The sequence below is a fragment of the Kitasatospora sp. NPDC048545 genome, assembly GCF_040651155.1.
Lineage (GTDB): Bacteria > Actinomycetota > Actinomycetes > Streptomycetales > Streptomycetaceae > Kitasatospora.
In genome coordinates this window covers 24,683-36,672 of record NZ_JBEZIQ010000048.1, presented here as the reverse complement: position 1 = coordinate 36,672, position 11,990 = coordinate 24,683, and the positions used below count along the sequence as shown (strand labels likewise).

The 11,990-nt window shown below is 73.8% G+C and carries 12 protein-coding genes; 9 read left to right on the top strand and 3 right to left on the bottom strand.

Annotation, left to right across the window (positions count from 1 at the left end):
* Positions 1-40 precede the first annotated feature (40 nt).
* From AB0D10_RS34180 to AB0D10_RS34160, 5 genes are all read left to right on the top strand, one after another.
* A complete protein-coding gene (locus tag AB0D10_RS34180; protein WP_360262985.1) occupies positions 41-829 on the top strand; it encodes an ATP-binding cassette domain-containing protein in 789 nt (262 codons plus the stop codon).
* A gap of 71 nt (positions 830-900) precedes the next feature.
* Positions 901-2,169, top strand: coding sequence for a sugar ABC transporter permease (locus tag AB0D10_RS34175; protein ID WP_360263057.1), 1,269 nt, complete (start codon positions 901-903; stop codon positions 2,167-2,169).
* A gap of 31 nt (positions 2,170-2,200) precedes the next feature.
* On the top strand, positions 2,201-2,872 hold the full coding sequence (locus tag AB0D10_RS34170; protein WP_360262983.1) for a 50S ribosomal protein L11 methyltransferase: 672 nt from the start codon (positions 2,201-2,203) through the stop codon (positions 2,870-2,872).
* 204 nt (positions 2,873-3,076) lie between these two features.
* Positions 3,077-3,361 carry a hypothetical protein gene (locus AB0D10_RS34165; protein WP_360262980.1) on the top strand — a complete coding sequence of 95 codons (285 nt, stop codon included), beginning with the start codon at positions 3,077-3,079 and terminating at the stop codon, positions 3,359-3,361.
* A 150-nt stretch (positions 3,362-3,511) separates the two neighbouring features.
* The gene (locus tag AB0D10_RS34160) at positions 3,512-3,949 is read left to right on the top strand and encodes a GNAT family N-acetyltransferase (protein ID WP_360262977.1); all 438 of its coding nucleotides are present in this window, start codon (positions 3,512-3,514) and stop codon (positions 3,947-3,949) included.
* 105 nt (positions 3,950-4,054) lie between these two features.
* Here the strand turns inward: AB0D10_RS34160 and AB0D10_RS34155 are convergent, their stop codons facing one another.
* Complete coding sequence (locus AB0D10_RS34155) at positions 4,055-5,491, bottom strand: aminopeptidase P family protein (protein ID WP_360262975.1); 1,437 nt, start codon at positions 5,489-5,491, stop codon at positions 4,055-4,057.
* A 113-nt stretch (positions 5,492-5,604) separates the two neighbouring features.
* Here AB0D10_RS34155 and AB0D10_RS34150 point away from each other — a divergent pair, with 113 nt between their 5' ends.
* The 4 genes from AB0D10_RS34150 to AB0D10_RS34135 all read left to right on the top strand — a co-directional run bounded on the left by AB0D10_RS34150 (position 5,605) and on the right by AB0D10_RS34135 (position 8,805).
* On the top strand, positions 5,605-6,366 hold the full coding sequence (locus AB0D10_RS34150) for a helix-turn-helix domain-containing protein (protein WP_360262973.1): 762 nt from the start codon (positions 5,605-5,607) through the stop codon (positions 6,364-6,366).
* Between the two features lie 276 nt (positions 6,367-6,642).
* A complete protein-coding gene (locus AB0D10_RS34145; protein ID WP_360262971.1) occupies positions 6,643-7,641 on the top strand; it encodes a winged helix-turn-helix domain-containing protein in 999 nt (332 codons plus the stop codon).
* A 434-nt stretch (positions 7,642-8,075) separates the two neighbouring features.
* Entirely contained in the window at positions 8,076-8,474 is a 399-nt protein-coding gene (locus AB0D10_RS34140; protein WP_360262968.1) for a hypothetical protein, read from the top strand.
* A 115-nt stretch (positions 8,475-8,589) separates the two neighbouring features.
* Complete coding sequence (locus AB0D10_RS34135; protein ID WP_360262965.1) at positions 8,590-8,805, top strand: hypothetical protein; 216 nt, start codon at positions 8,590-8,592, stop codon at positions 8,803-8,805.
* Here AB0D10_RS34135 and AB0D10_RS34130 read toward each other — a convergent pair.
* Positions 8,789-11,740, bottom strand: coding sequence for a BTAD domain-containing putative transcriptional regulator (locus tag AB0D10_RS34130; protein ID WP_360262963.1), 2,952 nt, complete (start codon positions 11,738-11,740; stop codon positions 8,789-8,791). The genes AB0D10_RS34135 and AB0D10_RS34130 overlap by 17 nt on opposite strands.
* A 31-nt stretch (positions 11,741-11,771) precedes the next feature.
* Complete coding sequence (locus tag AB0D10_RS34125; protein ID WP_360262961.1) at positions 11,772-11,984, bottom strand: DUF397 domain-containing protein; 213 nt, start codon at positions 11,982-11,984, stop codon at positions 11,772-11,774.
* Between the last annotated feature and the right edge of the window lie 6 nt (positions 11,985-11,990).

The following is an 11,990-nucleotide window of genomic DNA, read 5'->3' as shown; positions in this document are numbered from 1 at the left end:
GAACAGGCCCCGCCTCCACGACGGAGGCGGGGCAAGGGAGTTGGTCACTGTGGCAGGTGAGACCGTACTGGCCCTGCGCGGGGTCTCCAAACGGTTCGGCGCCGTCCAGGCGCTCACCGACATCGAACTGGAGGTGCACGCCGGCGAGGTGGTGGCCCTGGTCGGCGACAACGGCGCCGGCAAGTCCACCCTGGTCAAGGCGATCGCCGGCGTGCACCAGCCCGACGAGGGCGTCATCGAGTGGCAGGGGAAGCCGGTGTCCATCCACCGGCCGCAGGACGCCCAGCAGTTGGGCATCGCGACGGTCTACCAGGACCTCGCGCTCTGCGACAACCTCGACGTGGTCGGGAACCTCTTCCTCGGCCGCGAGATCCGGCGCTTCACCATCCTGGACGAGGTCGCGATGGAGAAGCGCTCCCGGACGCTGTTGGACACCCTCTCCATCCGCATCCCCAGTGTGCGGATCCCGGTCGCCTCGCTCTCCGGCGGTCAGCGCCAGGTGGTGGCGATCGCCCGCGCGCTGATCGGCTCGCCCAAGGTCGTGATGCTGGACGAACCCACCGCCGCCCTCGGCGTCGAGCAGACCGCCCAAGTGCTCGACCTGGTCGAGCGGCTGCGCGAGCAGGACCACGGCGTGGTCCTGATCAGCCACAACATGGCGGACGTGATGGCCGTCGCGGACACCGTCGCGGTGCTGCGCCTCGGCCGCAACAACGGCGTCTTCGACAAGCACTACACCAACCAGGAAGAGATCATCTCGGCCATCACCGGTGCCACGGACAACGCCGTGACCCGTCGCAAGGCCCGTGGCCAGGAGGGTTCCGAGTGAGCGAGAACTATCCCGGGGGCACCCCGGGCGGCGAGCCCGAGCACCGCCACACCCCGCTGCCCGAGGACAGCATGCCCACCGGCGGCGTCAACGCGCCGGTGCCGGTGGCACCCGAGGCCACCCCGGCGGTCGACCCGCGCCTGATCGTGCGCCAGCAGGGCGTCAAGGGCTACGTCGGGGAGTTCCGGCGGCGCCTGCGCAGCGGTGAACTCGGCTCGCTGCCGGTCGTGCTGGCGCTGATCGTGATCTGGGCCGTGTTCGGCAGCCTGAACAGCAGCTTCCTGTCCGCCCAGAACCTCTCCAACCTGTCCCAGCAGATCGTCGGCACCGGCATGATCGCGATCGGCGTGGTCTTCGTGCTGCTGCTCGGCGAGATCGACCTCTCGGTCGGCTCCGTCAGCGGTCTGTGCGCCGCGATCTACGCCGTCCTGAGCGTCTCGGACGGCGTCAACCAGTACCTCGCGCTGATCACCGCCCTCGTCGGCGGCGCGGTGGTCGGCTGCATCCAGGGCGTCTTCTTCGCCAAGGTCGGCGTCCCGGCCTTCGTGGTCACCCTCGCCGGTAACCTCGGCTGGAACGGTCTGATGCTGCAGATCCTCGGCAGCACCGGCACCGTCAACCTCCCCGGCACGGACATCGTCTCCCGGCTCTACAGCACCATCTACAGCCAGCAGGCCGCGGCGTACGGGGCGGCGCTCGTCGGCGTCCTGCTGTTCCTGTTCTCCCAGTTGCTCGACACCCACCGGCGGCAGGCCGCGGGCGTCCCGTCCCGGCCGATGACCGACATCGTGCTGCGGACCGTCCTGCTGGCCATCGTGGCGTTCCTCGCCGCCTACACGCTCAACCAGTACAAGGGGCTGCCGCTCGCGCTGCTGATCTTCCTGATCTTCATCGTGGTGCTGGACTTCGTGCTGCGCCGCACCACCTACGGCCGGCAGGTCTTCGCGCTCGGCGGCAACATCGAGGGCGCCCGGCGTGCGGGCATCAACGTGGCCTGGATCCGGATCACCGTCTTCACCATCTGCTCCACCATGGCGGCGGTCGGCGGCCTCTTCCTGGCCGCGCAGATCCAGTCCGCCAGCCAGACCTCCGGCGGCGGCAACCTGCTGATGAACGCCATCGCGGCGGCTGTCATCGGCGGCACCAGTCTCTTCGGCGGGCGCGGCAAGACCTGGTCGGCGCTGCTCGGTGCGCTGGTGATCGGCTCGATCCAGTCCGGGATGAACATCCAGGGCCTGAGCAACGCCATCCAGTTCATGATCACCGGTGCGGTGCTGCTGGCCGCCGTCGTGGTCGACTCCCTGGCCCGCCGCACCCAGAAGGCGGCCGGTCGCGCCTGAGCACACCCCGTCTGGCCCTATGCTGCGGGACATGCCGAGTGAGCTGCGCACAATTCAGCCGGCCGAGGACCTCGCCTTCATCCGGCGTGAGACCGAGCTGAAGCCCGTCCCCTTCGTGTCCGAGATCAGCCTGCACATGGCCGAGGACGCCATCGCCCTCTGGGAGACCACCGAGCGGGCGCGCGGGCGGGCCGGACTTCCGCCGCCGTTCTGGGCCTTCGCCTGGGCGGGCGGGGTGGCCGTCAGCCGCTACGTGCTGGACCACCCCGACCTGGTGGCGGGCCGCACGGTGCTGGACGTCGCCGCCGGATCAGGACTGGTCGGGGTCGCCGCCGCGCTGCGCGGCGCGGCCTCGGTGCGTGCCGCCGAGATCGACGCCTACGCGGTGGCCGCGATCGGCCTCAACGCCGAGGCCAACGGGGTGCGGGTGGAGGGCGCCCTGGTGGACCTGGTGGACGGGGACGGCGCCCCGGCCGAGGTGGTGCTCGCGGGCGACGTCTTCTACGAACGGGCCATGGCCGCCCGCTTCCTGCCGTTCCTGGAACGGGCGGCGGCCCGCGGCGCGACCGTCATCGTCGGCGACCCGGGCCGCGCCTACCTGCCGCGGGAGCGGTTCACGGCGGTCGCGGCCTACCAGGTGCCGGTGGTCGCCGACCTGGAGGACACCGCCGTCAAGACCACCACGGTGTGGCGGCTCGGCTGACGGGCGTTCGATCCGCCGGCACGTTCGACCTGCCGGCGCGTTCGACCCGCGCCGCAGCGGTGGGGTTTCGGTGCGGGTGCGGTGCGGGTGTGGTGCCCGGGCGCCACCGGTGCAATTGGTGACGAATGGTCATGTCACCATGGTTACCGACTGGTAGTCAGATGATTCCCGGTCCGAGAAACCGCACCACCGTAAGGAGTCACCATGCGTCGACGCATCCCGGCCCTCGTCCTGACCGCAGCCCTGGCCGGGGGCGCCCTGGCGACGGTCGCCCAGGTCGCCACCGCCCAGCCCGCGGCGGCCGCCTCGATCACCGTTGACCTCAACAAGATGCGCCAGCAGGTCCAGGACCTCCGTCAGAAGGCCAACCGTCTGGACCACGAGGGCGAGCGGGACGCGGCGCGCAAGGCCCGCGCCCAGGCCGACCAGCTGCAGCGCCGGATCGACCAGATCGAGAAGTCCGAGCGGGAGGCCGGCCGTCACTTCTGACGGTCGCCGCGTTCCCGCTGCGCTTTCGCCGCCGCCGCCCGCTCCGCCCGCCTGACGGGCCGGGGCGGGCGGCGCCGCCGTTCGCGGTGCGGGCCGTCCGGGGGGTGGAATTCCCGGTGGCGGCAGCGGGCCCGCTGCTAGACAGGCCGCATGACCGAACAGATCGCCCTGCGCCCCGCCACCCCCGACGAGATCCCCGCCCTGCTCGCCCTCTGGGCCCGGGCCGCCAAGGGCGCCAGCATCACGGACGACGAGGCGGGCGTGGCCGCGCTGCTCGCCCGCGACCCCGCGTGCCTGATCGTCGCCACCCCGGCCGACGACCCGCGGACCCTCCTCGGCACCGTGATCGCCGGCTGGGACGGCTGGCGCTGCCACCTCTACCGCCTCGCCGTCGACCCCGAGCACCGCCGCCGCGGCATCGGCGCCGCCCTGCTGGCCGCCGCGGAGGAGCGCTTCGCCGCGCTCGGCGGGCGCCGCGCCGACGCCATGGTGCTGGACGACAACGCGCTCGGCCACCGCACCTGGCAGGCCGCCGGGTACGCGCCCGAGCCGCAGTGGAGCCGGTGGGTCAAGCCGCTGGAGAGCTGACCCGCACCCGGCCGCTGCCGCCTCCCGCCCGTCGGCGCTTCTGCCGCCGGTCCCGGTCCCGGCCCGGGCGGCCGCCGCCGGTCGGACGGCTGCCCGGCGCCGCCGTCAGCCGCGCAGGCCGGCCAGCCAGGCCTCGACCTCGTCCGAGCGGCGGGGGAGGGCAGCGGAAAGGTTCTCGTTGCCGTCCTCGGTGACCAGGATGTCGTCCTCGATCCGCACGCCGATGCCGCGGTACTCCTCCGGGACCGTCAGGTCGTTCTGCTGGAAGTAGATGCCCGGCTCGACGGTGAGCACCATGCCCGGCTTCAGCGGGCCGTCCACGTGGACCTCGGTGAGGGAGTGGGCGCAGTCGTGGACGTCGATGCCCAGCATGTGGCCGGTGCCGGCCAGGGTGAAGCGGCGGTGCAGGCCCAGCTCGTACACCTTGTCGGCGGTCAGGTCGCCGAACAGGCCCCAGGAGGTGAGGTGTTCGGCGAGCTCGCGCTGGGCGGCGCGGTGGAAGTCGCGGAAGTCCGCGCCCGGCCGCACCGCGGCGATGCCGGCCTCCTGCGCCGCGAACACGGCGTCGTAGACCTTGCGTTGCAGGTCGGTGAAGCGGCCGCTGACCGGCAGGGTGCGGGTGATGTCGGCGGTGTAGAGGTGGTTGGTCTCCACGCCCGCGTCGAGCAGCAGGAGGTCGCCCGGCCTGGCGTGGCCGTCGTTGCGCACCCAGTGCATGGTGGTGGCGTGCGGGCCGGCCGCGGCGATCGTGCCGTACCCGACGTCGTTGCCCTCGACCCGGGCGCGGACGAAGAAGGTGCCCTCGATCAGCCGCTCCGCCGTGTCGGTGTCGGTGCCGAGGACGCGCACCACGTCCTCGAATCCCCGGGCGGTCGCCGCGCAGGCGAAGCGCAGCTCGGCGACCTCGAACTCGTCCTTCACCAGGCGCAGTCCGGACAGGAAGGTCTCGAACTCCTCGTCCCGCTCGGCGACCGCCCGGCCGTCGAGGGCCGCCTCGACGCCCGCGTCGTGGCGGCGCAGCACCCGCACCGGGCCGTCGGCCGCGCGCAGGTCGGCGTGCACGCCGCGGACGTCCCGGCAGGGCAGGCCGAGCAGCTGCTCGCTCTCGGCGAGGCTGTTGCGGCGGCCGTCCCACAGCTCGCCGTGGGTGTCCAGCCAGAACTCGCCGTTGTCGACCTCGGAGCGGTCGCGCAGGTAGAGGACGGCGTCGTGGCCGCTCGCCCCGGTCGGCCGCAGCACCAGCACGGCGTCCTGGGACTGGTCGCCCGTCAGGTAGGCGTAGTCGGAGGACGGGCGGAACGGGTAGTCGGTGTCGTTGGCCCGCACCTTGGGGTTGCCGGACGGGACCACCAGCAGCTCGCCGGGGAAGGCGGCGGACAGTTCGGCGCGCCGGCGGGCGGTGTGCGCGGCCTGCGGGACCGGCTCCAGGGCGGTGCGCTCGGTGTCGGCCCAGCCCTGCTTCATGTTCGCCGCGAGTTCGTCCGTGACGCCGCGGGTGAGGCCGTTCTTCCGGTACTTGATGGTGTCGGCGGGCTCGGTCACTACGGTCTCCTGGTGAGGGTGGTGGATGCGACGCGCTTCGCTACGCTGCCCCGTCCGTCGGCATGCGTCCCGTACGGTATATCGAACAGGTGCCGGGAGAGAAGAGGTCCAGCGTGAACGACGCCGAGGAATCCGTCCTGGGCGGGGACCCCGGGCGCGGTGACGAGTCCGTTCGCGGTGACGAGTCCGTTCGTGGTGAGGCGAGCGTCCGCAGCGTCCTGGCGGCCAACCTCAAGCGGGCGCGGGCGCAACGCGGGCTGTCGCTGTCCGAGCTGTCCCGGCGGGCCGGGATCGGCAAGGCCACGCTCTCCCAGCTGGAGTCGGGGGCCGGCAACCCGACCCTGGAGACCGTGCTCGGACTGTCCCGGGTGCTGGGCGTGCCGATCTCCGACCTGGTGGAGGCGCAGCCCGCCGAGGAGGTCACGGTGGTGCGGGCGGCCGACGCGGAGGTGCTGAGCGGCCGGGGCGTCGACCTGCGCCCGCTGCGCCGGATCGAGTCCGGGGACGTGGTGTTCGAGGTCTACGACCAGCAGGTGCGCACCGACGGCACCCAGATCTCCGCCGGCCACATCGGCACCGAACACACCATCGTCCAGGCCGGCCGACTGCGGGTCCGGGCGGGCCGCCGGGAACTGGAACTCGGCCCCGGGGACTACGTCGGCTTCGACGCCTCGCTGCCGCACTCCTACACCGCCGTGGGCGGTGAGCCGGTCCGCTCGGTGCTCCTGCTGCAGTACCGCGCGGAGCAGCGGCTGCACCTGGCCGGCCCGGCGGACGCGGTGGACCCGGCCGACGCGGTGAGCCCGGCGGACGGGCGCGCCCTGCCGGCCGCGCCCCGCCCGGCGCTGGGGCCGGCGCTCCGTCCCGAGCACTGACGGGCACGGGTGGGCGAGGGCGGGCACTTACGGGCACGGGCGCGCGAGGAGCGGCGTTCGGTTTGCCGAACGTTCGGGGTGGTGCCCCCCGCCGACACGCGGCGATGGCGCCCCGGCCCCCACTCCCCTCGTGGTGGGGGCCGGAACGGGGCTCCGCCGTGCCGACCCGGGAGAGCATGCCAACTGCCGCGGTCGGGTGGCCATGCATTAGCCTCAGGGCCTAAAGGTCAAGAGAGCGCCAGGTCACGGCGGCTGCGGGGAGCCGGGGGAGGGTTCGTGATCACACTGAGGTTCGGGGTCGCTGACCTCGCGAGGACCCGGTTCGTCGTCTCACCGCTCGACCACCTGATGGCCGGCGCGGCCCGGCTGGGCGTGCACCAGTGCGTCGGGCTGCGCAGCGAACGCTGGTGGCGCGGAGTCCGTCGGAACGTGCCGTACCGGGCCGGACGCTTCCTCGACCTCGTCAACGCCAGTGCGCTCGGCGTCCCCAGCTTCATGGCGGCCGACCTCGACGCCGTCCGCCGGCAGCTGACCGACGAACTCGACGCGGTCCTAGCCGTACCGCAGCACGCCGTCGAGGAGGACCTCGCGGCGTTCGGCGGCGCGACCGGACTCCCCGACGCCCTCGCCCGGTTGCTCGACGACGGCAGTCGCGGCATGCGCGAGGTCAGCGACGGCGCCTGGGCCCTGTTCCGCTCCTGCCTCGCCCCGGACTGGCCCGAGATCCGTCGTGCCCTGGAGGCCGACATCGCCGCCCGGTCCCGCACCGTCGCCCGCTCCGGGCTCGGCACGATGCTCGACTCGCTGCACCCGAACGCGGTCTGGCGCGACGAGGGGGTGCTGGAGTGCACCCTCGCCGACCTGGAGGGCACCTTCGACCTGGGCGGCCGGGGCCTGGAACTGCGGCCCAACTACTTCCTCCAGCACGGCATCGGCCTGCTGGCCGGCCAGGACCGCCAGAGCCTGCTGATGCACCCGGTCGGCGCCCCACCGGCCGAGCCGCCGCCCCGGCCCACGGCCGCCGACGGCCTCGCCGCCGTCCTCGGCCCCGCCCGGGCCCGGGTCCTGCGCGCCATCGCGGGCAGCCCCTGTTCCACCACCGAACTGGCCCACCAGCTCGGCGTCACCCCGCCCTCCGCCTCCGCCCACGCCACCGCGCTGCGCGGGGCCGGCCTGATCGTCACCCAGCGCCAGGGCAAGCAGGTCCGCCACACCCTCACCGAGGTCGGCCACGACCTGCTGCTCGACAACCCGCGGCCCCCGGTCCCGGCCTGACCGCCGACCGGTCCGCGCCCGGACCGGGATCGGGGCGTCAACCGCACGGCCGGCGGGCCGTCCCAGGGGCACGAACGGTGTGGAAACGGGCCGTGAATTGTTCCTCCCCAGGGGTTCCCGTCCCACCGGCCCCGTCGGCCCCACCGGGTCCGGGGGCGGGCTCGCCACAGGGGCGCCGCCCGGGGCCGCACGACCGGGCCCGAGGGCACGTCGCCCCTGCGTAGGGGCCATGGGAGTCGGTTTCCCCACCCGGCCGGCCGGTCGGCCGCCGGGTGGTGCGGCGGGATGCCGACGGCCCCCGCACGGCCGGGACGAGTTCCGGGCGATGATCGGCGTACCGCTGCCGTCCGCCGCCGGTGCGGGCATCATGGGCCGCGACGGGGACGTCGAACAGTTGCGGGAACGGGCGGAACAGCGGAACGGGGAGTCGATCGATGAGAAGGCCGATGGTGGAGTTCGGCTGCGCGCAGTGCTACGGCGAGGACGCGCAGGCGGTGTGGCGGGGCCAGCGGGAGAGGTTCGAGCACGAGGCCGAGGTCGTGGACGGCTCGCACTTCTCCGTCGACGTGCAGCGCTGCCGGGACTGCTCGCAGCGGTTCGTCTGGATCTTCACCGAGTTCGTCGACTGGATGGGCGGTGACGACTCCCGGTACATGACGGTCATGCCGCTCACCGCCGCCGAGGCCACCGGCCTGGTCGCCGGCACCCTGCGCCCCCATGACCTGGGTGCCCTCGGCCGCGACCGCCGCCGGCTCAGCCACGACTGGCCCACCGGCGGGCCGGCCGGCCTCCGCTGGGACTCCGGCTCGTTCCTGGTCCGCGAAGGCCGCTGAGGCGGCCGGCGCCGCCGGGGCGGGCAGCGGCGGCGGCCGGCCGCGTTGACCGGCTGTCTACCGGCTCCTGCGAAGGTGCGGACGCTTTGTCCCACCTGAGCAAGGAGCGTCAGAAGTGTTTCGAACGGTGGTTGTCCGCGCGGTCGTCGCCGGTGCGGTGGTCGTGGTGTCAGTGCTGGGTGTGGTCGTCGCGGCCGGGGGAGGGCCCGCGCGGCACGGCTCGCCGACCGCACCGCCGGCCGGGGCCTGCGGTGGCTCGGCGGACGTGCAGTGCCTGGCGAGCAAGGTCGCGTGGAACGGGACCGGCCTCATCGTCACCCCGCACCCGTGACCGCACCGTCGGCCGTGGCCAGCGCCGTCAGCAGCGGCGTCGCATCGGCGGACTCCGGAGCGCTCAGCCGGCTGAGCAGGAAGCGCGCCTGCGCTTCGTGGTCCCGCGCGGTGCGGTGATCGCCGCGAGCGGTCAGGGTGTTGGCCAACACCAGGTGGGCGAGAGCGCGTTCGCGCTGTCGCCCACCTTTCGTCGCCAGGCCCAGTGCCTGCTCCGCCTCCCGGACGGCCTCGTCGACCCGACCCAGCAGGCGCAGGATGTCGGCGAGGCGGCTGCGGGCGGCCGACTCGCGGTCGAGATCCCCGGCCGCGTTCGCACAGCCGATGCAGGACCGCATCCGGGCGGCGGCGTCGTCGAGCCGGCCCAGCACCTGGTGGGCGAGGCCGAGGACGTAGTGCACATAGGCGGTCATTGCGGCGTCGGCGGTCCCGCCGGGTTCGGCGAGGAGACGGAGACAGGTCTCCACCGCCCCGGCCGCGTGACCGCTGCGGATCCGGGACAGTGCCGCGTTCGCGGTGCTGGCGACCTCACCCGAACGGTGGCCGAGCCGCCGGGCCAGCGCCGCCGCCTCGTCGAAGGCGGCGATCGCCTCCTCGTGCCGGCCCTCGGCCTGCGCGATCAGCCCCAGGTCGTTGAGGGCCTGCCGGAGCACCGGCGGGTCCCCGGCCTCCTGACAGGCCCGTGCGGCCAGCCGGGCCTGCGCGTCGGCCTCGTCGAGCCTGGCACGGGAGAGCAGGATCGTGCCCAGGAGGAAACGGGAACGGCCCTCCGCGAAACGGTCGCCGGAGGAGACCGCCGCGGCGATCAGGAGCCGGGCCGCCTCCTCCGCCCGGCCGCCGAAGGCGCCGAGACCGAGCGGGCTGAGGGCGATCAACAGGTCGACGGCGGGCCGTAGTTCGGCCGTCGCGGCGGTGGGGCCGTCGGTGGCGACGGCGGCGGCGAGCGCCACGGCTCCCGGAGTCTCGGCCCGCGCCCACCGGCGGGCGCCCGCCGGATCCGCGAAGACCGGGCGGTCGGCGGCGTCGGTCCGGCCGGCGAGGGCGGCCCGATCGGCGGGGTCGGCGTGGTCGGCCCGGTCGGGAGCCGGCGCGCCGAACACGTCGGCCACCGGGTCGCCGGGAACGGCGAGGGCGAAGGCCGTCCGGGCGCAGCCGAGCAGCAGGGCCAGCAGCCGCCGGTGCGCGGCCGCCCGTTCCTCCTGATCGTGCCGCCGCGACGTCCGGCGGGCGAAGGCGCGAACCAGGTCGTGGAAGCGGTAGCGTCCGGCGCCCAGGGACTCCAGCAGCGCCTGGTCCACCAGTGACTCGGCGAGCTGCTCCGCCCGGTCCTCCGGCAGCCCCAGGACCGCGGCTGCCGACGCCAGGCCGATGTCCGGCTCGATCCAGGACAGCATGCGGAAGGCCGTTGCCAGTGGCGGGGAGAGCCGCCGGTGACCCAGCTCGAAGACCTGCTCGACGGCGACGTCCCGGGTACGGAGTGCGCCGATCCCCTCACGGTCGTCGGCCAGGCGCCGGACGAGGTCGGCGATCGGCCGGCCAGGGGTCGCGGCGAGCTGCGCCGCCGCGATCCGCACGGCCAGCGGCAGCCGGCCGCAGGCCTCGACCAACAGCCCGGCCTGCTCGCTCTGAGCGGATCTGCGGGACGCCCCGATGACCGCGTCCAGCAGGCCGATCGCCTCGTCCTCACTGAACACGTCCAGCGCGACGTGCAGGACCGACGGCACGCCGTAGAGCACCGTACGGCTGGTGACCATCACCGCGCAGTCCGGGCAACCGGGCAGGAGCGGCTGGACCTGGGCGTCGTCCCGCGCGTTGTCCAGGACGATCAGCAGACGCCTTCCGGCGCTGGCCGACCGGAAGAGCGCGGACCTGCCCGCCAGGTCCTTCGGCACGGCCGACGGCCGGACACCCAGCGCGGTCAGGAAGTCCGCCAGGATGTCGGACGCACTGGCGGGCACCAGGTCGGCGCCCCGCAGATCCGCGTACAGCCGGCCGTCCGGGAACGCCGGGCGCAGGGCATGGGCCGCCCGCACGGCGAGGGCCGTCTTCCCGACCCCCGCCATACCGGTGACGGACACCAGACGCAGGGCAGGGCCGGTCCGCGCGGTCAGAGCCCGGTCGATGCGGACGACGTGCTCCTGTCGGCCGGTGAAGTGTGGCAACGCCGGGGGGAGTTGGTCCGGGTCCAGGCCGTCACGCAGGGCGGCGAGTTCAGGGCCGGGCTCGATCCCCAGGTGCTCCACGAGCCGGGCGTGCAGCGCGTCGTAGACCGCGCGCGCCTCCGGCGCACGGCCCTGACGGTGCAACGCGCGGATGAGCAGGCCTTGCAGACGCTCGCGGAACGGATGACCGGCGGCGAGGGACTCCAACTCGGGGAGGTGGTCGGCCGGTCCGCCGAGAACGACGTCCAGGGCGAGGCGCTCCTCCAGGAGCGTCAGACGCAACTCCGACAGCCGCTCCCGCTCGCGCCGCAGGAACGGGCCCGGGAGGTCGAGCAGCGGTTCGCCGTGCCACAGCGACAACGCGTCCCTCAAGTGGTCCCGGGCGCGCTCGGGGTGCGCGGCCGAGCACCGTCCGGCCAGCTCGTGGAGGCGCCTGACCCGGCCCAGGTCGACGAGGTCCGGATCGATCGCCAGCCGGTAGCCGCCCGCCTGGGACAGCAGGACGGTCGGGGTGTCGCGTGCGGGCTCCAACAGCTTCCGCAGCTGGGAGATGTAGGACCGGAGGGTGATGACTGGCGAGCCGGGCGGCCGGTCGCCCCACAGGTCGTCGACCAGTTCGTCGACCGTGACGACGGAGTCCGGCCGCAGGAGGAGGGCGACCAGGACGGACCGCTGCCGAGGCGCCCCCAACTCGACGGCAGCACCGGCGCGCTGTACCCGCAGCGCGCCGAGCAACGCGAAGCTGAGCTGATTCGGATCACCGGCTAACGGCAAGGCATTCCCCCTGATGGGCAGTTGGGACGGATCAGCTGGTTCCGAACTCGCCGGCCTTGACGCCGGCGATGAACGATCGCCAAGGGCCCGGGCCGAAGGCGAGCTGTGGGCCGTCAGGGTCCTTGCTGTCGCGGGCCGGCAGGACCCCGGGGATACCGGGGGCGACCTCGATGCAGTCGCCGCCGCCGCTGCTGTACGAGGACTTCAGCCGGAGGGCGGGCTTGACGGCCGCGATGAGGACCATGGCGTA

Excerpts from the sequence above, each read along its gene's own strand:
- AB0D10_RS34175 (WP_360263057.1), top strand. The coding sequence starts at position 901 with ATGCCCACCGGCGGCGTCAACGCGCCGGTGCCGGTGGCACCCGAGGCC.
- AB0D10_RS34160 (WP_360262977.1), top strand. The coding sequence starts at position 3,512 with ATGACCGAACAGATCGCCCTGCGCCCCGCCACCCCCGACGAGATCCCC.
- AB0D10_RS34170 (WP_360262983.1), top strand. The coding sequence starts at position 2,201 with ATGCCGAGTGAGCTGCGCACAATTCAGCCGGCCGAGGACCTCGCCTTC.
- AB0D10_RS34140 (WP_360262968.1), top strand. The coding sequence starts at position 8,076 with ATGAGAAGGCCGATGGTGGAGTTCGGCTGCGCGCAGTGCTACGGCGAG.
- AB0D10_RS34165 (WP_360262980.1), top strand. The coding sequence starts at position 3,077 with ATGCGTCGACGCATCCCGGCCCTCGTCCTGACCGCAGCCCTGGCCGGG.
- AB0D10_RS34125 (WP_360262961.1), bottom strand. The coding sequence starts at position 11,984 with ATGGTCCTCATCGCGGCCGTCAAGCCCGCCCTCCGGCTGAAGTCCTCG.